This is a genomic window from Conyzicola nivalis (assembly GCF_040548875.1).
Classification (GTDB): domain Bacteria; phylum Actinomycetota; class Actinomycetes; order Actinomycetales; family Microbacteriaceae; genus Conyzicola; species Conyzicola nivalis_A.
The window spans coordinates 403,431-423,463 of the sequence record NZ_JBEPSJ010000002.1 but is presented as its reverse complement, the minus strand read 5'-3'; the positions used below and the strand labels follow the sequence as shown (position 1 = coordinate 423,463).

21 protein-coding genes are annotated in these 20,033 nt (G+C 68.9%); 12 read left to right on the top strand and 9 right to left on the bottom strand.

All coding sequences use genetic code 11. The features are described 5' to 3' along the window. Positions 1-99: 99 nt before the first annotated feature. Positions 100-1,041, bottom strand: coding sequence for an NUDIX hydrolase (locus ABIE21_RS10720; protein WP_354024812.1), 942 nt, complete (start codon positions 1,039-1,041; stop codon positions 100-102). Between the two features lie 180 nt (positions 1,042-1,221). Between ABIE21_RS10720 and ABIE21_RS10715 the strand changes: the two genes are divergently transcribed. Beyond that, the gene (locus ABIE21_RS10715; protein WP_354024811.1) at positions 1,222-1,629 is read left to right on the top strand and encodes a hypothetical protein; all 408 of its coding nucleotides are present in this window, start codon (positions 1,222-1,224) and stop codon (positions 1,627-1,629) included. A gap of 82 nt (positions 1,630-1,711) precedes the next feature. Here ABIE21_RS10715 and ABIE21_RS10710 read toward each other — a convergent pair whose 3' ends face one another. From ABIE21_RS10710 to ABIE21_RS10695, 4 genes are all read right to left on the bottom strand, one after another. Further along, positions 1,712-2,587 carry a S66 family peptidase gene (locus ABIE21_RS10710; protein ID WP_354024810.1) on the bottom strand — a complete coding sequence of 292 codons (876 nt, stop codon included), beginning with the start codon at positions 2,585-2,587 and terminating at the stop codon, positions 1,712-1,714. 168 nt (positions 2,588-2,755) lie between these two features. Beyond that, a complete protein-coding gene (locus ABIE21_RS10705; protein WP_354024809.1) occupies positions 2,756-4,933 on the bottom strand; it encodes an RNA degradosome polyphosphate kinase in 2,178 nt (725 codons plus the stop codon). Between the two features lie 52 nt (positions 4,934-4,985). Continuing rightward, positions 4,986-5,840, bottom strand: a complete 855-nt coding sequence (mshD, locus tag ABIE21_RS10700; RefSeq protein ID WP_354024808.1) for a mycothiol synthase — start codon at positions 5,838-5,840, stop codon at positions 4,986-4,988. A gap of 92 nt (positions 5,841-5,932) precedes the next feature. Beyond that, positions 5,933-6,625: a response regulator transcription factor gene (locus tag ABIE21_RS10695; protein ID WP_354024807.1), complete on the bottom strand. Its 693-nt coding sequence runs from the start codon at positions 6,623-6,625 to the stop codon at positions 5,933-5,935. A gap of 51 nt (positions 6,626-6,676) precedes the next feature. Between ABIE21_RS10695 and ABIE21_RS10690 the strand changes: the two genes are divergently transcribed. From ABIE21_RS10690 to ABIE21_RS10675, 4 genes are all read left to right on the top strand, one after another. Beyond that, positions 6,677-6,934, top strand: coding sequence for a hypothetical protein (locus tag ABIE21_RS10690; protein ID WP_354024806.1), 258 nt, complete (start codon positions 6,677-6,679; stop codon positions 6,932-6,934). A 161-nt stretch (positions 6,935-7,095) separates the two neighbouring features. Beyond that, complete coding sequence (locus ABIE21_RS10685; protein ID WP_354024805.1) at positions 7,096-7,692, top strand: FABP family protein; 597 nt, start codon at positions 7,096-7,098, stop codon at positions 7,690-7,692. After that, on the top strand, positions 7,682-8,794 hold the full coding sequence (ygfZ, locus tag ABIE21_RS10680; RefSeq protein WP_436232328.1) for a CAF17-like 4Fe-4S cluster assembly/insertion protein YgfZ: 1,113 nt from the start codon (positions 7,682-7,684) through the stop codon (positions 8,792-8,794). The genes ABIE21_RS10685 and ygfZ overlap by 11 nt, the downstream gene beginning before the upstream one ends. Before the next feature lie 44 nt (positions 8,795-8,838). Continuing rightward, entirely contained in the window at positions 8,839-9,906 is a 1,068-nt protein-coding gene (locus ABIE21_RS10675; protein ID WP_354024804.1) for an FUSC family protein, read from the top strand. Positions 9,907-10,008: 102 nt separating this feature from the next. On the opposite strand, the gene ABIE21_RS10670 is transcribed toward ABIE21_RS10675, so the two are convergent. Together ABIE21_RS10670 and ABIE21_RS10665 are read right to left on the bottom strand one after the other, a co-directional pair. Further along, positions 10,009-10,491, bottom strand: coding sequence for a GNAT family N-acetyltransferase (locus tag ABIE21_RS10670; RefSeq protein ID WP_354024803.1), 483 nt, complete (start codon positions 10,489-10,491; stop codon positions 10,009-10,011). Next, on the bottom strand, positions 10,491-11,282 hold the full coding sequence (locus tag ABIE21_RS10665) for a class I SAM-dependent methyltransferase (protein ID WP_354024802.1): 792 nt from the start codon (positions 11,280-11,282) through the stop codon (positions 10,491-10,493). Before ABIE21_RS10665 ends, ABIE21_RS10670 begins: the two co-directional genes overlap by 1 nt. A 44-nt stretch (positions 11,283-11,326) precedes the next feature. Between ABIE21_RS10665 and ABIE21_RS10660 the strand changes: the two genes are divergently transcribed. Then, positions 11,327-12,070: a phosphoglyceromutase gene (locus ABIE21_RS10660; RefSeq protein ID WP_354024801.1), complete on the top strand. Its 744-nt coding sequence runs from the start codon at positions 11,327-11,329 to the stop codon at positions 12,068-12,070. An 88-nt stretch (positions 12,071-12,158) separates the two neighbouring features. Here ABIE21_RS10660 and phoU read toward each other — a convergent pair whose 3' ends face one another. Beyond that, a complete protein-coding gene (phoU, locus tag ABIE21_RS10655; protein WP_354024800.1) occupies positions 12,159-12,812 on the bottom strand; it encodes a phosphate signaling complex protein PhoU in 654 nt (217 codons plus the stop codon). 165 nt (positions 12,813-12,977) lie between these two features. Here phoU and ABIE21_RS10650 point away from each other — a divergent pair, with 165 nt between their 5' ends. After that, complete coding sequence (locus tag ABIE21_RS10650; protein WP_354024799.1) at positions 12,978-14,129, top strand: sensor histidine kinase; 1,152 nt, start codon at positions 12,978-12,980, stop codon at positions 14,127-14,129. Beyond that, positions 14,126-14,806: a response regulator transcription factor gene (locus ABIE21_RS10645; protein WP_354024798.1), complete on the top strand. Its 681-nt coding sequence runs from the start codon at positions 14,126-14,128 to the stop codon at positions 14,804-14,806. Before ABIE21_RS10650 ends, ABIE21_RS10645 begins: the two co-directional genes overlap by 4 nt. Positions 14,807-15,203: 397 nt before the next feature. Here ABIE21_RS10645 and ABIE21_RS10640 read toward each other — a convergent pair whose 3' ends face one another. Further along, positions 15,204-15,695, bottom strand: coding sequence for a hypothetical protein (locus ABIE21_RS10640; protein ID WP_354024797.1), 492 nt, complete (start codon positions 15,693-15,695; stop codon positions 15,204-15,206). 164 nt (positions 15,696-15,859) lie between these two features. Here ABIE21_RS10640 and ABIE21_RS10635 point away from each other — a divergent pair, with 164 nt between their 5' ends. The 4 genes from ABIE21_RS10635 to rlmB are packed head-to-tail and all read left to right on the top strand — an operon-like array spanning position 15,860 to position 19,996. Further along, positions 15,860-16,357 (top strand): CarD family transcriptional regulator, encoded by a 498-nt coding sequence (locus ABIE21_RS10635; protein ID WP_354024796.1) that lies wholly within the window; start codon positions 15,860-15,862, stop codon positions 16,355-16,357. After that, on the top strand, positions 16,358-17,533 hold the full coding sequence (gene ispD, locus ABIE21_RS10630; protein ID WP_436232336.1) for a 2-C-methyl-D-erythritol 4-phosphate cytidylyltransferase: 1,176 nt from the start codon (positions 16,358-16,360) through the stop codon (positions 17,531-17,533). It begins immediately after the preceding gene. A gap of 10 nt (positions 17,534-17,543) precedes the next feature. Next, the gene (cysS, locus tag ABIE21_RS10625) at positions 17,544-18,971 is read left to right on the top strand and encodes a cysteine--tRNA ligase (protein ID WP_354024794.1); all 1,428 of its coding nucleotides are present in this window, start codon (positions 17,544-17,546) and stop codon (positions 18,969-18,971) included. After that, a complete protein-coding gene (gene rlmB / locus ABIE21_RS10620; protein ID WP_354024793.1) occupies positions 18,968-19,996 on the top strand; it encodes a 23S rRNA (guanosine(2251)-2'-O)-methyltransferase RlmB in 1,029 nt (342 codons plus the stop codon). Before cysS ends, rlmB begins: the two co-directional genes overlap by 4 nt. Positions 19,997-20,033: the final 37 nt, after the last annotated feature.

Below are 20,033 nucleotides of genomic sequence, written 5' to 3'. Positions count from 1 at the left end.
AGGATGAGGGCCGGTGCCGACCCAAAAGACGACGCTATTCGCGGAGGTTAACCAGACTCGTCCCACGAGGTGAACGGGAGGTAAACGACGGGGGAAGCTTCAGCCGAGTGCGGGCCCGTGAGACTCCACCGCGACGATTCTCGGGGTAACGCTCTCGCGAGCGATGTGGATGACGGCGTACTCGCCCGTCGAGAGCTCGGCGGCGCGGCGCAGAGCGGAGTCGCTGGGGGTGTGGGTGACGCGGGCGATCTCGAGGATGATCTCGGGAAGCACCGGCCCGTGGCTGCAGAGCACGGCGGTGACGCCCTTCGCGATGCGCTTGGCGACGACCTTCTCGACGTTGCCGGTTCCGTTCTCCCAGGCGTCCTGGCTGATCGCCTTCGACTCCTTCACGGGCAGGTCGAGGGCTCCGGCGAGGGGCGCGATGGTGGCGAGGCACCGGGCCGCGGTGCTGCTGACGAGTTTGGCCGGCGCGTAGGCGGCGATCGCGGGTGCGATGCTCAGCGACTGGTCGACGCCGCGCTGCATGAGCGGGCGGGTGGAGTCTGGGCCGTCCCACATCGACGGGGGAACGGTGGTGCCGTGGCGGAGGGCGATGATCGCGAAGGTGCGCGCGCGACCGGTCTGCAGCCGCTGCTCGAACCGGTCGATCACGTCGAGATCGTGCGCGTAGCTGAGCTTCTTGCGCGCCCGCTCGATGGTGACCCATTCGACCGCGGCGATCTCGGCGTTCGCCTTGAACGTGGAGACGGCGTCGTCGGCGATCTCGCTCGACCAGTAGTAGACGATCTTCTCGCGCCCGTTCGGCAGCGTGTACTCGACCGTGCCCAGCGGAGCGCCGAGAGTTATCGCGAGCCCGGTCTCCTCGGCGATTTCGCGTACCGCCGTCTGCGGCAGTGTCTCGCCGGGATCGAGCTTGCCCTTGGGCAGCGACACGTCGCCGCGGTCGCCGCGGTGCACGAGCAGAACGCGGGCCTTGCCGTCGACGATGCGCCAGCACACGGCACCCGCCGCGAGAACGGGCAGAGTCGGTTCGCTCACCGGGTCGACTTCGTTCGTTCGGCCGCGGTGGAAGACGTCATACGAACATTCTGCCGGTACGAGTCGGCGCCCGGTGCACGTTTTCGAACAGCGTTTCGCTCACGTTCACCCGCGGTGTCGATTCGGCAACGTTCCCGGTCGGCCCTGTCGCGGCATCCGGCCGGTCGATAGCGTTGGCCCATGTCGCGGATGAAACTAATCGTCGGGTTTTCGGGCACCGTCGTCCTGCTCTTCGCCACCCTCACCGGGTGCACCTTCGCGTGCACGGCGATCGGCCACCTCTACTCGGTGGAGGTGCACATCACGGGGGAGTTCGCCACGCTCGAGGCCTGCGCCGACGGAGACTGCGTGAGCTCAGCCGACGCGACTTCGGCCAACTCCTTGATGTTCACTGTCAGGCCCGACGGCGACGGCTCGTGGACGGTCGGGTCGTTCACGTCGACGCCCGACCGGCTCACGCTGCGCGCCCTCGACGACGCCGGAGCCCTGCTCGCGGAAGACGGCTATGACCTCGAGTGGACCCGCACCGGCGGCTCGGAGCGGTGCGGCGGTCCGATGTCGACGACCCCGGTCGACTTCGCCGTCTGAGTTCGGTTCCGCTCGTCGGTTTGCGTCGATCGGGGCACCGCCGCGCTCGAACCGCCCCAAACGCCGCAGATCGTGTCGCCGGTCAGGGCACGAAACGCTGGGAGATGGTGCCCGAGCCCGCCCCGAGCACGACCTCGGCGAGGGCGCCGTTGACGAGCGGCAGTTGGGGCGGCTCGTGGCCGGCGTCGAAGTCGAGGATGACGGGCACGTCGAGGTCGCCGAGGGCGGAACGCACGGCGTCCTCCTGGCTCATCCCGTCGCGGGACGGCGCGACGGTGCGCCCGATGAGCACGCCGTTCGCGTGGTCGAACCAGCCGGCCAGCCGCACGGCGTGCAGCATCCTGGCCGCGGTCACGGCGTCGGCCTCGGCGACTTCGAGGTAGACCACGAGGCCCTCGGGGGCGTGGCGGGCCGCGAACCCGTCGACGTCGCCGAACCGGGTTCCGGCGAGCAGCGACACCGTGTCGAGACAGCCGCCGATGAGCCGCCCCGAGAACGCGGCCTCGGTGGCGCCGGAGAGCGTGCGCCAGGCCGTCGGCTCCTCGTACGCCCGATCCCGGTCGAGCGGTTCGTGCTCCCAGTCGGCCCATGGCCGGGTCCGGCGGCGCGGCGCCGACCGTTGCACCACCGTGTCGCCCGCCGCGGCGGAGGCGAGCGTCGTCCAGCGCTCGAACTCCTCCGGCAGCTCGTAGGGCTCGTCCATGAGGTTCGCGCCGTGCAGGGTGGCGATGCCCGTGGTGATCGTGAGCGGCAGCAGCAGGGTCGAGATGTCCGACCAGCCGACGAACCAGGTCGGATCGCGGGCGAGCGCGTCCCAGTCGAGCAATCCGACGAGGTCGATGGCGAGATCGCCTCCCCACGGGGGGACGACCGCGCGAACATCCGCCCGTTCGAAGAATGCGGTCAGCTCGGCGGCCCGGTCGGCGGCCGGCCCGGAGACCAGCCCGCCGGCCCACACCAGCTTGCCCAGAGCGACCCGCAGGCCGCGGGACTCGAAGCGCCGCGACCGCGGAGTCGAGCCGGCCGCGCAGGTCGTCGGGGATCCCCGACGACGGGGCAGGCACGCCGACCACGCCGCCCCGCCGCAGCGGGCGGGGGTAGACGATGCCGGCCATGCCGCCCGTTCCTAGCGGGAGATCGCGCGCTTGCGCTGCGAGATGCGCTTCATGATCACGTTCTGCATGTCGCGCAGCGGCTCGCCGCTCTCGGCGCGGGAGTGGCGCGTCCACTCGCCGGTCTCGTCGAGCCACCACGACGAGGTGTCCTCGGCGAGGGCCAGCTCGAACAGCTCGTCGATCTGGCGCAGCTGGTCGGGGGCCACGAGTCGCACGAGCGCCTCGACGCGGCGGTCGAGGTTGCGGTGCATCATGTCGGCGCTGCCGATGTAGACCTGCGGGTCGCCGTTGTTCACGAACGAGAAGATGCGGGCGTGCTCGAGGTAGCGCCCGAGCACGGAGCGCACGCGGATGTTCTCGCTCATCCCCTCGACGCCGGGGCGGATGCCGCAGATGCCGCGCACCACGAGATCCACCGGGACCCCCGCGTTGCTCGCCCGGTACAGCGCGTCGATGATGGCCTCGTCGACGATCGAGTTGAGCTTGATGCGGATGCCCGACGGCAGGCCGGCCTTCGCGTTGTCGGTCTCGGTCTTGATGTGCTTGAGCAGTCCCTTGCGCAGGTGCAGCGGGGCAACCAGCAGGCGCTTGAACTTCTTCTCGATCGCGTAGCCCGACAGCTCGTTGAACAGGCGCGTGAGGTCCTTGCCGACGACGTCGTCGTCGGTGAGCAGCCCGAGGTCTTCATAGATGCGGCTGGTCTTCGGGTTGTAGTTTCCGGTGCCGATGTGGCTGTAGTGCTTGAGCACGCCGCGCTCCTGGCGGATCACCAGGGCGAGCTTGCAGTGCGTCTTCAGCCCGACGAGGCCGTAGACCACGTGCACACCGGCCTTCTCGAGCTTGCGCGCCCAGTTGATGTTGGCGGTCTCGTCGAAACGCGCCTTGATCTCGACGAGCGCGAGAACGGCCTTGCCGGCCTCGGCGGCCGCGATGAGCGCCTCGACGATGGGGCTGTCGCCGCTGGTGCGGTACAGCGTCTGTTTGATGGCGAGCACGTTCGGGTCGGCGGCGGCCTGCTCGAGGAAGGTCTGCACGCTCGTCGAGAACGACTCGTAGGGGTGGTGCAGCAGCACGTCGCCCTTCGCGATCGACGTGAAGATGTTCGGCGCCGCGTTCGGCTCGTTCGGCAGCAGGCTCACGCTCGTCGTCGGCACGTGCTTCGCGTACTTCAGCAGCGGACGGTCGATGCGGTTGAGCTGGAACAGCCCGCCCAGGTCGAGGGGAGCGGGCAGGCGGTAGACCTCCTGCTCGGTGATGTCGAGCTCGCGCACCAGCAGACCGAGGGTGAGGTCATCCATGTCCTCGGTGATCTCGAGGCGGATCGGCGGGCCGAAGCGGCGGTTGAGCAGTTGCTTCTCGAGCGCCTGGATGAGGTTCTCCGACTCGTCCTCGTCGACCTCGACGTCTTCATTGCGGGTGACGCGGAACTCGTGGTGCTCGAGGATCTCCATGCCCGGGAACAGCTCGCCGAGGTGGTTGGAGATCAGGTCCTCGATCGGGATGAAGCGCAGGCGACCGCTGCCGTCGTTGGGCAGCTGAACGAAGCGCGGGAGCACGGTCGGCACCTTGAGACGCGCGAACTCGACCTTGTCGGTCTTCGGGTTGCGCACGCGCACGGCGAGGTTGAGCGAGAGGCCGGAGATATAGGGGAACGGGTGCGCCGGGTCGACGGCGAGCGGCATCAGTACCGGGAAGATCTGCAGCGAGAAGATCTCGTGCGCGCGGTCGCGGTCGGCCTCGTCGAGGTCGCTCCACGTCTCGATGTGGATGCCGGCCTCGTCGAGCGCGGGCTTCACGTGGTCGCCGAACGCGACGGCGTGGCGGTGCTGCAGGTCGTGCGCCTTGGCGCTCACGGCGGCGAGCACGTCTTCCGGCGCGGTGCCCACGTTGGTGGGCACGGCGAGCCCGGTGGCGATGCGGCGCTTGAGTCCGGCGACACGCACCATGAAGAACTCGTCGAGGTTGCTCGCGAAGATGGCGAGGAAGTTCGCGCGCTCGAGCAGCGGAAGGGTCGTGTCTTCGGCGAGCTCCAGCACCCGCTGGTTGAACGCGAGCCAGCTCAGTTCGCGGTCGAGGTAGCGGTCGTAGGGCAGCGAGCCGTCGTCGACGCTCGACGACTCGTCGATGTCGTACTCGTCGAGCGATTCGCTGGGGGCCAGTGCATCGATGAGAGTGTTTTCGCTATCCATCCCGCCATCATCCCACTGTCGCGTGAATGACTGATGAACGAGTTTCTCGCGGCTACGGCCGGGCGTACTGGATATCGATCGAGTGGTCGTCGAATCCGTACGACCGGTACAGGGCGACGGCCGGGGCGTTGTCGGCCTCGACATACAGGCGGGCCTCGCGGATGCCGCGCTCGGCCAACCGACCCAGGCCCGCCTCGACGAGACGGCGGCCCAGCCCCTCGCCCTGACGGTCGGGGGAGACGCCGACCACGTAGAACTCGCCGATGCCGTGTTCGACCTTGAGCCAGCAGTAGCCGACGAGGGCGTCGCCGGCGCGCATCAGCAGGAAGTCGTCGGCGTCGAACCATGGCTCGGCCATGAGCACGTCGAGGTCGGCGCGGTTCACCGCGCCTTGCTCGGGGTGCGAGGCGAACGCGCGGGCGTTGAGCTCGAGCCAGGCGTCCTCGTCGCGTCCGACCGCGAACGCCCCGGTCGTTGAGCCTGTTCCGGTCGCCGAGCTTGTCGAAGCGCCGCTTTCGGCGTGCGCCCCTTCGACGTGCTCAGGGGCCGTGGCCCGCAGCTGCAACAGCTCGCGCATCGGCGCCAGCCCGTGGCTCGCCGCAAGCGCCCGCGCGCCCCTGTGGTCGCCGTGCGCCCACACCTTCAGCCCGGCGTCGAGTGCGAGCAGGTGCTCGAGCAACTCCGTGCCGTGCCCGTGTCTGCGGGCGTCGGGGTCGACGACGAACTCGGCCTCGCCCGGTGTGTAGAGCGCCGCCGCCACATCGCCGATCGCGAGCAGCCGACGTCTACCCGTAGCGAGCTCGACGAGACTCCCGTCGGAGAACGGCGGCTGGCCGTCGGCCCGGGCGGCGCGCTGAACCAGAACATCGAACCAGTCGGGGCGGGATGCGAGTTGCTCGACTGTCATTGGTCTATCCTCCCTCGCAGGCTCAGTCGGCGCTGGGGTCGCCGAATCGCTGGCGCGATTCCTACAGCTCCACCGCGCAGGCTCAATGACCGTCAGTTGACGAGAGGCGCCGGGAACCGCTCGTTCTCGTCGTCGTACACGTTGAACCGGTAGCCGACGTTGCGCACCGTGCCGATGAGCGACTCGAGGTCGCCGAGCTTGGCGCGCAGACGGCGCACGTGCACGTCGACGGTGCGGGTTCCGCCGAAGTAGTCGTAGCCCCACACCTCGCTGAGCAGCTGCTCGCGGGTGAAGACACGGGAGGGATGCGTCGCCAGGAAGCGCAGCAGCTCGAACTCCTTGAACGTGAGGTCGAGCGGTTTGCCGTGCACCTTGGCCGAGTAGCTGGCCTCGTCGATGACCACTCCGGAGGCCTGGATCTTGGTGCTCGACTTGTCCTGGGCCTGACGTCCGATCGCCAGCCGGATGCGAGCATCCGCCTCTGCCGGTCCCGCGCCCTCGAGGATGACGTCGTCGACGCCCCAGTCGGCGCTGACGGCGGTGAGGCCGCCCTCGGTGAGGATCAGGATGAGCGGAACGTTCACGCCCGTCGTGTTCAGGATCTTGCAGAGCGACTTCGAGCTGGCCAGATCGTAGCGGGCGTCGATGAAGATGAGGTCGCACGTGGGCGCGGTGATGAGCGAAGCCGGCTCAGCCGGGATTTGTCGAGTTTTATGACTGAGTAGCCCCAATGCGGGGAGTACGTCATTGTCGCCCGCAGAGGTCAGGATAAGCAGCTGCGCCACGGGTCCTCCAAAGTGCCTCCGCACAGTCTACAAGCGGCTTAAGATTGCTTTGTGACCTGGCAGCTGGCAAGCATCCTCCCCGTGTGGGCCCTCGCGATCATCGGAGCGGTCGTGATCGGGCTCTTTTCGGCGCCTGACCAGTACTTCACCTGGGTGCCCATCGTCTTCGCGGCCGCGATCATCGCGGCCTTCACGATCCAGCTCGCCATCCGCCGCAAAGAGGGCTTCGTCACCCGGGTGATGGTCTCCACCGGCGGGGCGCTCGTCGCGCTCGCCGCGTCGACGGCGATCTTCGCCGTGGTTTCCTGAAGCGACGCGCGCGAATCGCGGTTAGGCTGAAGTCATGATCGTCGCTCTGGAACTCTTCTTCACCGGACTCCTCGTTCTGGCGAGCCTCGCGATCGGATACACCTCGATCGTCGTGCTCTACAACCTCTTCCGCGGCCAGCGCTGATCCCCTGGAGTAGCGCGTGATCGAGCTCAACTCCGACCTCCCCGCCGAACTCGTACCCCTTTCCTGGCTCATCGGCCTGTGGGAGGGAACCGGCGTCGTGCACTACGCCGTGGGCGACGAGATCCGTGAGCACGAATTCGGGCAGCGCCTCAGCTTCACCCACGACGGCCTGCCGTACCTGAACTACACGTCGTACACGTGGTCGCTCGACGGCGCCAACACCCCGCACGTCGCCGAGACCGGATACTGGCGGCTCAGCCGTCCGTCGCACCAGGGCGACTCCGGCCCCGGCATGCTGCCCGGCATCGGCGCCAAGCCCTACGCGAACGCGGAGGAGGTCGAGACGCTGCGCAACACCGACGGCGGTTTCGACATCGAGGTGTCGCTCGTGCACCCGCTGGGGGTGAGCGAGCTCTACATCGGGCAGATCAAGGGCCCGCGGATCGATCTGGCGACGGATGCCGTGCTGCGCACGGCCACGGCCAAGGAGTACTCGGCGGCCACCCGCATCTACGGCCTGGTCGAGAGCAAACTGCTCTGGGCCTGGGACATCGCCGCGCTCGGTCAGGACCTGCGCACGCACTCGTCGGGGAGCCTCAGCCGTGTCGAGTGAGGATCGCCCCCTGAACCTGTCGAAGGGCGCGAGCCCGTTCGCATCCCTCCCCGGCGCTGTCGGCTCGCCGCCCGAGCACTACGGCAACCCGCTCGGCGAGCAGAAGCGCCTCGCCGAAGGCACCGCCATCGTCGACCTCTCCCACCACGGTGTCGTCACCGTCAGCGGCCCCGACCGGCTGAGCTGGCTCGACTCGCTCACCTCGCAGTCGATCAAGGGCATGAAGCCCGGCGACTCGAGCGAGACGCTGCAGCTTGACATCAACGGCCGGCTCGAATACGCCATGCGCGTCATCGACGACGGCGACACGACCTGGCTGCTCGTCGACGCCGGCGAGGCCGAGGGCCTTCTCGCCTGGCTGACCAAGATGCGCTTTATGCTGCGCGTCGAGCTCGCCGACCGCAGCGACGACTTCGTCACCATCGGCTCGCTCGGCACTCCCGCGATCGAGGCGGCGGCGCCGAACGGCGTGCCCCTTGTCTGGAACGACCCGTGGCGCTCGGTCGTGCAGGGCGGCCACCAGTACGCGCACGTCGCCGAGCATCCGGGCGTGGAGTGGACCTACAGCGAGCGGCTCATCGAGAGTGCGGCGTCGGCCGAGGCATCCGCCCTGCCCGTCGCCGGCCTGCTCGCCCTCGAGGCTCTGCGGGTCGCCGCCTGGCGCCCTCGCTTCGCCACCGAGGTCGACGAGAGGTCGATCCCGCACGAGCTCGACTGGCTGCGCTCGGCCGTGCACCTCACGAAGGGCTGCTACCGCGGACAGGAGACCGTCGCCAAGGTGCACAACCTCGGGCACCCTCCGCGCAGGCTCGTCATGCTGCACCTCGACGGCTCCGACGGCGTGCTGCCCGCCGCGGGAAGCCCCGTGGTGCTCGCCGGCTCCGACGACCCGATCGGCGTCGTCACCACGGCGGCGATGCACTTCGAGCTGGGGCCGATCGCCCTCGCCGTGATCAAACGCAACACCGAGCACGACGCCGAGCTGTCGGTGCTCGCCGACGACATCCGCATCGCCGCGGCACAAGAAGTGATCGTGCCGCGTGACGCGGGCGCCGAGGCCAACGTGCCGCGGCTGCCGCGCCTGGGCGCCGTCCGCCGCTGATCGTGTCGAGCCCGGCCGAGAGGCTGCGCCGATTCGAGCGCCGGATGCGCATTCGGCTCGACCTGGGGATCGCCAGCACGCGCGCCTGGAACTCGGTGCCGGCCGCGGTGCAGATCGTCGTCGCGGTGGTGGCGAGCTACGCGTTCTCGCACTACGTGCTCGGGCACTCGGTTCCGCTGCTGTCGATCACCGTGGTCATCTCGAGCCTCGGTTTCGGACGCGACGCCCGGCCGCGCCGCGTCTTCGACTCGGTCGTCGGCATCCTCATCGGCATCCTGTTCAGCGAGGTGCTGTTCACCCTGCTCGGCAGCGGCGTGTGGCAGCTGGCGCTCATCCTCTTCCTCACGCTCATCGTGGCGCGGTTCACGTCGCCGAGCGCCGCGTTCGCCGCGGCCGCCGGCATCCAGTCGATGATGGTCATGCTTCTGCCCAACCCCGACGGGGGAGTGCTGACGCGCAGCGTCGACGGGCTCGTCGGCGGGGTGATCGCACTGCTGGTCACCGCGCTGATCCCGCGCGACCCGCGTGCGATCGCCCGCCGCGACGCCGGCCGGCTGCTGTCGACGCTCGCCGAGTCGTTCGACGCGCTGCTCGACGGGCTGAGGTCGGGCGACGAGCCTGCGGCGTCGCTCGCCGTGGAGCGCCTACGCCGCACCCAGCCGCTGGTCGACGACTGGAACACCTCGCTCGACTCCGCGATCTCGATCTCGCGCATCTCCCCGTTCCTGCGGAGGCACCTCCCCGCGCTGCGGCACCAGGCGCGCGTGCTGCAGGGCCTCGACCTCGCCGCTCGGCACCTGCGCGTGATCGACCGCAGGGTGTCGTTCCTCGTGCGCGACGGGGTGCCGCGCCCCGAACTGGCCGAGCTGCTGGGCGGCATCGCGCGCGGCATCGAAGTGCTCGGCGCGAGCATCGACGAACCCGCCCGCGCCGACGAGGCCGCCGCGATACTCGCCGAGATCGCGCCGCGCCTGCACCCGGAGTCGATCGTGCCCGACGCCCCCGTCACCGAGACGATCATCGTGCTGCTCGCCCGCCCGCTCGTGGTCGACCTGCTCGTGGCTGCCGGGCGGCCGGCCGACGAGGCGCGGGCGCTGCTGCCGGAGGTCTGAGGCGCGCAGGGCTACACCTCGGGCGTCGGGCTGCAGCGCGCGCAGCAGCCGTACGCCCGAACTGGCGCTCTACCGGCTCCGGCGCACGCCCGAACCGGCGCCCTACGCGCTCGCGGTGCCGAAGTACACGAGCTCCGCGTCGCGCCGCAGCTCGAGCATGCCCGCGCCGCGCATGGTCGCGTGCGACGCATGGTTGTCGATCGCGGCATCCGCTATGACCGACGTCGCCCCGTTCGACAGGGCGATGCGGATGGCCGCGGTCAGCGCCTCCCGGGCGAATCCGCGGCCCCGTGCAGACTCCACGAGGCCGAACCCCAGCTCGGCCACGCCGTCGCGCGGCGGGCCGAAGAACCCGATGCCGCCGACGAGCAGCCCGTCGGCGAGCCGGCGGATCGCGTACAGCCCGAACGGCGCGTCACGCGGATGCTCGACGAACCCGCGCAGCACGTCGAGCTCGTCGACGAAGGGGTAGTCGGGCGCCCAGCGGTCGTGCGGCGCCGGCGTTCCGGCCAGAATGCGCCGCGCCTCGTCGATGCCGATCGGATGCAGCTCGACGCGCGCGAGCCCGGGCACCGCGGCGCCCATCAGCGTCCCCACGCGAAGCCGAGCGGCTCGACCGCGTGCCACGCCACGGTCACCTCGCCGAGGCGCCAGCGCGACTTATTGCCGAGCACGGGCCAGCCGTCGGCGCGCAGGGCCGCGACCGTCGCGATGAACCTCTGGCTCGGCGCGTAGGTCGACAGCGCGGCGTTGTGCTGCCAGTGCTTGTCGAGCGCGACGAGCAGCGCGTGCACCCGCTCGCCGGGGACATTGCGGTGGATCAGCACCTTGGGCAGCCTCTCGGCCACGATCGACGGACGGTCGAGCTCGTCGAGGCGGAGTGAGATCGTGAACGACTGCGGGCCGCGGGCCGTGACATCCACCCAGCTGGCGACGCGGCCGACCTCGTTGCAGGTGCCCTCGACGAGAACGCCGCCCGGCTGCAGCCTGTCGACGCAGCGGTGCCAGTTCTCGAGCACGAGCGACTCGTCGTACTGCCGCAGCACGTTCAGCGCGCGGATGACCGTCGCCTTGCGACCTGCGGGCAGCGGAACCTCGAAGCCGCCGAGCCGAAAGCTCACGCCCGGCTTCGCGCTGAGCGACGCCAGCTTCACGCGGGCGGGGTCGATCTCGACGCCGATGATCTCGACGTCGGAGCGCACCTTCGAGAGGCGGTGGTGCAGTTCGAGAGAGGTGGTGGCGGATGCGCCGTAGCCGAGATCGACCACGAGCGGATCCGCGGAGCGACGCAGCACGGCCAGGGTCGCGATCCAGCGGTCGATGCGGCGCAGGCGATTGGTGCCCGTCGTGCCACGAGTGATGGATCCGATGGGCATTGGTCAACCCTAAGCGTGCGCGCCCTGTCGATAAGCTGGGCGGCATGACTTACACGCTTATCCTGCTGCGCCACGGAAACTCCGACTGGAACCAGAAGAACCTCTTTACCGGCTGGGTCGACGTGCGCCTGAGCGATCAGGGCGTCGACGAGGCGAACCGTGCCGGCGAGCTGCTGGCGGCGTCGGGCCTGAAGCCCGAGATCCTCTACACGAGCCTCCTGACCCGCGCGATCCAGACCGCGAACCTCGCCCTCGAGGTCGCCGACCGCCTCTGGATCCCGGTCAAGCGCACCTGGCGCCTCAACGAGCGCCACTACGGCGCGCTGCAGGGCCTCGACAAGGCCGAGACGCTCGAGAAGTACGGCCAGGAGAAGTTCATGGAGTGGCGCCGCAGCTTCGACGTGCCGCCGCCCGTGCTCGACGACGACGCCGAGTACAGCCAGGTGCACGACGAGCGCTACATCGGCATCGACGGGGAGATCCCGCGCACCGAGAGCCTCGCGCTCGTCATCGACCGCATGCTGCCCTACTGGGAGAGCGACATCACCGTCGACCTCAAGGCTGGCAAGACCGTGCTCGTCACCGCACACGGCAACTCGCTGCGCGCCCTGATCAAGCACCTCGACGGCATCAGCGACGCCGACATCTCCGAGCTCAACGTTCCCACCGGAATCCCGCTGGTCTACGAGCTCGACGAGAACTTCGTTCCGATCAAGCCCGCGTACTACCTCGACCCCGAGGCCGCCGCCGCGGGTGCCGCCGCCGTCGCGAACCAGGGCAAGAAGTAGCCAGCCGGCCATTTAAACGACGGATGCCGCCTCTCGACTCGAGAGGCGGCATCCACCGTTAACGGCGATTGAGCCGATCAGCGTGGCTCTAGTTGCTGGTAACGTGCCAGTCGCCCGTGGCCAGGTACTGCACCTTCTTGGCGATCGAGACCGCGTGGTCTGCGAAGCGCTCGTGGTAGCGCGAGGCGAGGGTCGCGTCGACGGTGTCGACCGCTGCGCCCTTCCAGGTCTCGCCGAGCACCTTGTCGAACACGCTGAGGTGCAGCGCGTCGATGCGGTCGTCGTCGTTGCGGATCTCCTCGGCAAGACGCGTGTCCTCGGTCTTGAGCAGCTCCACCAGCTTCTTCGCGATGGCCACGTCGAGGGTGCCCAGCTCGGCGAAGGTGCCGCGCAGGCTCTTCGGAACGACCTTGTCGGGAAAGCGGTAGCGCGCGAGCTGCGCGATGTGCTCGGACATGTCGCCCATGCGCTCGAGCGACGCCGAGATGCGCAGTGCGCTCACGACGATGCGCAGGTCGCGGGCGACCGGCTGCTGGCGGGCGAGGATGTTGATGGCGAGCTCGTCGAGCTCGAGGGCTGCGACGTCGATCTTCTCGTCGTCGGCGATCACGGTCTCGGCGAGTGAGACGTTCGACTCGTTGAACGCCCGAGTTGCATTGTCGATGGAGACGGCGACCAGGGTCGCTATCTCAACAAGACGCTCCTGAACTTCTTGGAGCTCCTGCTGGAATACCTCGCGCACGTTATGTCCCTTTCGCTGCGGGCATGGTTCATCCCGCACAGTTCACGCCAGCCTGCCCTCGTCAGGTTAACAACGGGTGTTGACTCGCTGAACACTGGACGAAGCACGGCGGCTGTTCGGGCACACCTGTCAGGTGACCCTCAAGTTGTAACTAACCTAGTCCGTATGGACTCCGGATGGCTGGTGCCCCTGTCGCTTGTCTTCGGTGTGATAGTCGGAGCCGGCATGGTGGCAATCATCGTCGCAGCCGCGCAGCGCGGACAGCGCGCGGTCGACGTGGTGAGTTCCGCCGTTCCCGACGGGATCGACCAGGTCATCGACGCCCTCGAGTCCGCCGGTGTCGTGCTCGACCCGTCGAACAACGTGGTCAAGGTCAGCCCCGGCGCGCTCGCCTTCGGTCTCGTCTCCCATCAGTCGCTCGTGCATCCCGAGCTGGTGAAACTGGTCGACCGCGTGCGTCGTTCGGGCGAGTCGATCACCGAGGAGGTGCACCTCGCGCGTGGACCGTTCGGCGACGCGAACCTCTACCTCTTCGTGCGCGTGGCCCGGCTGGGCGCCCGCTACATCCTGCTGCTCGCCGAGGACCGCACAGAGGCGTATCGGCTCGACGACGTGCGCCGCGACTTCGTCGCCAACATCAGCCACGAGCTGAAGACCCCGATCGGGGCGGTCAGCCTCCTCGCCGAGGCGCTCTCCTTCGCAGCCGACGACGCCGACCAGGTGCGCAAGTTCGCCAAGCGCCTCACCAAGGAGTCGGAGCGCCTGTCGCGAATCACGCAGGAGATCATCGAGCTCTCGCGTCTGCAGGCGGCCGACGCGCTCGCCAAGCCCGAGCTCGTCGCGATCGACCACGTCGTCGCGCTCGCTATCGACCAGAACCATGTCGCCGCCGACGCGAGCGCGGTGCAGCTGGTCAGCGGCGGCGACGCGGGGGCGACCGTCTATGGAGACGAGTCGCTGCTGGTCGTCGCGCTGCACAACCTCATCGCCAACGCGATCCAGTACTCGCCAGGCAAGTCGCGCATCGGCATCGGGGTGAGCAACGTCGACGGGATCGTCGAGATCGCGGTCACCGACCAGGGCGTCGGCATTCCCGAAGACGACCTCGACCGTGTCTTCGAGCGTTTCTTCCGCATCGATCCGGCTCGCAGCCGCAACACCGGCGGCTCCGGGCTCGGTCTCAGCATCGTCAAGCACGTCGCGCACAACCACGGCGGCGACGTGCGTGTCTGGTCGCAGCTGGGCAGCGGATCCACTTTCACCATTCGACTTCCCGAGGCGGCTCCCGCCCCGGCGACCACCGGAGAAGACACATGACCATGATCCTCATCGTCGAAGACGAGCAGTCGCTCAGCGAACCGCTCGCCTACCTGCTCGAACGCGAGGGCTACGAGACGACGATCGCCGCCGACGGCCCCTCCGCGGTCGCGGAGTTCGAGCGCAACGGCGCCGACCTGGTGCTGCTCGACCTCATGCTGCCCGGGCTCTCGGGCACCGAGGTGTGCCGAGAGATCCGCACGCGGTCGACCGTTCCGATCATCATGCTCACCGCCAAGGACAGCGAGATCGACATCGTGGTGGGCCTCGAGCTCGGTGCCGACGACTACGTGACGAAGCCCTACAAGACCCGGGAGCTGCTCGCCCGCATCCGCGCGGTGCTCCGCCGCCGAATCGAGGCCGACGACGACAGCGACGCAGTGCTCGAGGCGGGCACCGTGCGGATGGACGTCGAGCGCCACACCGTCAGCGTCAACGGCGTCGAGACCGCCATGCCGCTGAAGGAGTTCGAGCTGCTCGAGCTGCTGCTGCGCAACTCCGGACGCGTCCTCACCCGCGGCCAGCTCATCGACCGGGTGTGGGGTGCAGACTACTTCGGCGACACCAAGACCCTCGACGTGCACATCAAGCGCATCCGCTCGCGCATCGAGGCCGTTCCGTCGGAGCCGGCGATGCTCGTCACCGTGCGCGGGCTCGGCTACCGCTTCGAGGCGTAGCCGCTGCGGCGTGCGCCTGCCCGCCGCGCCTGCCCGCCGCGCCTGCCCGCCGCGTCCGCCGCGGCCGGCCGCGGCAACGACCGTGAGACCTGGCTGGCCACTTGTGGCTGCTGCTTCGGCGCGCATCCGTGCCGAACTGGCCACCCAGCGAGGTCTGCGGCTCGGGCGGTGTGCGCTCAGGCACGTGGCGTTCCGCGAGAGTGCAGGTGTTGCCCGTTTTGCGCCCGAATCCGGGGCAGAAGTGCACTCTCGGCGGCCGGTGCCCGTGAACCGGGCCAACGCATGGCGGGGCCGGGCGGCCGGTGCCCGTGAACCGGGCCAACGCATGGCGGGGCCGGGCGGCCGGTGCCCGTGAACCGGGCCAACGCGTGGCGGGGCCGGGCGGCCGGTGCCGCCGCTACTCGGGGATGCTGGTGGAAGTGGGTGCCACCGGCACCAGGGTCGAGTACTCGCCGAGGCTGCCGTCGAAGACCGGGACGAGCATCTGCGTGCCGGGAACATCGCCGTACTGGGCGTAGACCGGGAAGCGTCCGCCGACCTGGGTGTTCGCGTCGGCCAGGATCACCGACTCCTCGTCGGGCTGCCCGATCGACTTCGACGAGTTGCCCGCGACGTACAGCTGCTCTTCGCCGTCTCCGTCGTTGAACTGGAAGTTCACGAAGATGCCGTTGTCGCTGGTGTTCACTGCGGTCAGCACGAGGTTGAGGTCGACGCCGTCGTCCGAGATCGCGAGCACGTTGCGCAGCTCGATCGATCCGAGGTCCGCCTCGACGCCGTCGCTGGGCGCGTACTCGATCAGCGTCGCCTTCTCGGAGAAGAGCGAGCAACCGGTCGTTGCAAGGAGCAGACCACCGATGAGAATGGCGGATGCCGCACGGCGAGCAATCACTGGACCCTCCAGTACAGAGAAGATATTGGCCAGAATCGAGCGGCGAACCGCGCAGACCTGCTGGAGCTTCAGTTTAGCCAGCCAGAGGCCTCCCGCGGTGTTAGGCAAGCCTTACTTAGAGTTCGCCGTGGTAAACTCGATGCTCTGGAAAGGACCAAAACTCCATGTTGTTTGAGGTCGGCGAGACAGTCGTTTATCCCCACCACGGCGCAGCAACCATCACCGAAGTGAAGTCGAGAATCATCAAGGGCGAAGAAAAGCTCTACCTCACTTTGCGGGTTGCCCAAGGAGATCTGGTCATCGAAGTCCCAGCCGAGAATGTCGACCTCGTCGGAGTTCGCGACGTGATCGGCCGGGAAGGCGTTGACCGCGTCTTCGAGGTGCTTCGTGCCCCGTTCACCGAAGAGCCCACCAACTGGTCCCGCCGCTACAAGGCGAACCTCGAGAAGCTCGCGTCCGGCGACGTCATCAAGGTCGCCGAAGTCGTGCGCGACCTCTGGCGCCGCGACCAGGACCGCGGTCTCTCCGCAGGCGAGAAGAGCATGCTCGCCAAGGCTAGGCAGATCCTCGTCTCGGAGCTCGCCCTGGCCGAGAAGACCGACGAAGAAAAGGCATCGACCATGCTCGACCAGGTTCTCTCCTCCGACAGCGTGGCGAGCTAAATCGCGCCCGTGACCGGCTCCACCGTCGCAATCATCGTGGTTGCCGCGGGGAGCGGAACGCGGCTCGGCGAGCCAGAGCCCAAAGCCCTCGTCTCCATCGGCGGCCAGACCATTCTCGAACACGCACTCACTCGTGTGTTCTCACTTGCGGATGCTGCGCAGGTGATCGTCGTCGCGCCCGCCGCGCGGCTCGATGACGCGCGTGCCCTGGCGCTGCGCATCGCGGGCGCCGCCGCCGACCACGTGACGGTAGTCGCCGGGGGAGACACCCGGCAGCAGTCCGTCGAGGCGGGCCTCGCGGTGCTCGAGCCCACCGTCGACGTCGTGCTCGTGCACGACTCCGCCCGCTCGTTCACGCCGGCGAGCCAGTTCGAGGCGGTCATCTCCGCCGTGCGCTCGACCGGCGGAGGAATCATCCCGGGCCTGGCCGTCGCCGACACGATCAAGCAGCTCGACTGGACGGGCGCCGTCGAGCGCACCGTCGACCGGTCGCAGCTCGTCGCGGTGCAGACGCCGCAGGGGTTCCCGCGCGCCGCACTGATCGACGCCTACGCCCGAGCCGCCGAGGACTACACCGACGACGCGGCGGTCTTCGCCGCCGCCGGACTGCCCGTGACCGTGGTCGACGGAGACCCGCTCGCGTTCAAGATCACCACCCAGTGGGACCTGCGACGCGCCGAGTCGATCCTGGGCGAGGCGGCGCCGACGGCGACGCTGCGCACCGGCATCGGCATCGACGTGCACGGCTTCGACGCCGCGCAGCCGCTCTGGCTCGGCGGACTGCACTGGCCAGACGAAGAGGGCCTCGCCGGGCACAGCGACGGCGACGCCGTCGCGCACGCGGTGTGCGACGCCCTGCTGTCGGCGGCCGGGCTCGGAGACATCGGCGGCAACTTCGGCACCTCCGACCCGCGCTACGCGGGGGCGCACGGCGACGTCTTCGTCTGCGCGACCGTGCGACTCGTCACAGAGGCGGGGTTCTCTATCGAGAATGTGGCCGTGCAGATCGTCGGCAACCGCCCCAAGATCGCCCCGCGACGCACCCTCATGGAGGATCGGATGAGCGCGCTCGTCGGCTCCCCGGTGAGCGTTTCGGCGACCACCACCGACGGACTCGGATTCACCGGCCGCGGCGAGGGAGTGACGGCGATCGCCACCGCCCTACTGCGACGATAAACTGGCGCGCGTGACTGTGCGCCTCTACGACTCCAAACGCCAAGAAACCACTGACTTCGTGCCCATCGTGGCCGGTCAGGTCGGTCTCTACGTCTGTGGTCCCACCGTGCAGTCGTCGCCGCACATCGGGCACCTACGGTCGGCGCTCGTCTACGACCTGTGGCGCCGCTGGCTCGGCTACCGCGGGTTCGACGTCACCCTCGTGCGCAATGTCACCGACATCGACGACAAGATCCTGGCGAACGCGTCCACCACCGACGCCGACGGCGAACAGTGGTGGGCCCTCGCCTACCGCTACGAGCTCGAGTTCACCGACGGCTACAACCAGCTCGGCATCCTGCCCCCGACCTACGAGCCGAGGGCGACGGCGAGCATCACGCAGATGCAGTCCATCGTGCAGCGACTCATCGACAACGGCCACGCCTACCCGGCCGGCGACGGCTCCGGCGACGTCTACTTCGACACCGCATCGTGGCCCGCGTACGGCGAGCTCACCAACCAGAACCCTCGCGACATGGTCGCCGCCGGCGACGCCGACCCGCGTGGAAAGCGCGCACCGCAGGACTTCGCTCTCTGGAAGGGCCACAAGAGCACCGAGCCGGCATCCGCCGCATGGGAATCGCCGTGGGGCGCCGGACGCCCCGGCTGGCACATCGAGTGCTCGGCCATGAGCTCGCGGTATCTCGGGGCGAACTTCGACATCCACGGCGGCGGCCTCGACCTGCGCTTCCCGCACCACGAGAACGAGCTCGCCCAGTCGACCGCGGCGGGCGACGCCTTCGCGAACTACTGGGTGCACAACGGCCTGGTGAACGTCAACGGGCAGAAGATGTCGAAGTCGCTCGGCAACTCGATCTACGCCTCCGAGTTTCTCGAGCTCGCCCGCCCGCTGGTCGTGCGTTATTACCTCGGCGCAGCGCACTACCGCTCGACGATCGACTACCACGACGGCGCGCTCGTCGAGGCCGAAGCCGCGCTCGAGCGCATCGAGGTCTTCCTCGACCGGTCGCTGCGCCGCATCGCCAACACCCGCTTCGCCGCGACCGGGCTGCCCGTCGTGCCCGAGGAGTTCGCCGAAGCGATGGACGACGACCTCGCCGTTCCGCAGGCGCTCGCCGTTCTGCACGACCGGGTGCGCGCGGGCAACGCGGCCCTCGACGCAGAGGACCTCGCCCTCGTCGCCACCCTCCGCGCCGAGGTGCTGGCCATGGCCGAAGTGCTCGGCATCAACCCCGACGCCCCGCAGTGGGCGACGGCGAGTTCGGCCCCGGCCGAGCGCGCCCTCACATCCCTCGTCGAACGGCTCATCGCCGACCGACAGATTGCACGGGAAACCCGTGATTTCAGCGCAGCTGATCGCATCCGTGATGAACTAGTGGCCGCGGGCATCTCTATCGAGGACACCCCGTCAGGCCCCCATTGGAGTATTGAGTCGTGAAAAACCCAGGTAACAAGTCGCGCGCAGGCGCCGTACGCAAGACCAGTTCGGGCAAGCAGGTCGGCTCAGGCGGCCAGGGCCGCCAGGCCCTCGAGGGCAAGAAGCCGACGCCCAAGGCCGTCGACCGCCCGTACCACCCCGCGGGCAAGCGCAAAGCGGCGAACGACCGTTTCGAGGCCGCCGGCGGACGCAAGCCCTCGCGCGGCAAGGAGGCGCCCGGCGCCGAGCAGCGCCCCCAGCAGCAGCAGCGTCGCGCCAAGTCGAGCGACGAGACCGAGGTCGTGACCGGCCGCAACTCCGTTCTCGAGGCACTGCGGGCGAACATCCCCGCCACCACCCTCTACATGGCGACGCGCATCGAATACGACGACCGTGTGAAGGAGGTCGTCAAGATCGCGACGACCCGCGGCATCCCGATTCTCGAGGTCATGCGACCCGAGCTCGACCGCCTCGCCGGTTTCGACTCGGTGCACCAGGGCCTCGCCCTCAAGGTGCCGCCGTACGAGTACGCGCACCCGATGGAGCTGCTCGAGAAGATCGAGAAGTCGGGACGCGTGCCGCTGCTCGTCGCGCTCGACGGCATCACCGATCCGCGTAACCTCGGCGCGATCATCCGCTCGGTCGCCGCGTTCGGCGGTCACGGCGTGATCCTGCCGCAGCGTCGCTCGGTCGGGCTCACCGCCTCCGCGTGGAAGACCTCCGCCGGCGCCGCCGCCCGCACGCCCGTCGCGATGGCCACCAACCTCAACGCCACGATCAAGGCCTACAAGGAGCGCGGCGTGTTCGTGCTCGGCCTGGCAGGAGACGGCGACGTCTCGCTGCCCGACCTCGCGCTCGCGAAGGAGCCCGTGCTGCTCGTGATCGGCAGCGAGGGCAAGGGTCTCTCCCGCCTCGTCACCGACAACTGCGACGCCATCGTGTCGATCCCGATCAACGCCTCGACCGAGTCGCTGAACGCCGGCATCGCCGCGTCCGTGGCGCTCTACGAGGTCAGCCGCCTGCGCGCGGCCGCGAAGAAGAAGTAGCGCTTTTCGCCGAGACCCCGTCGACCCAGGTCGGCGG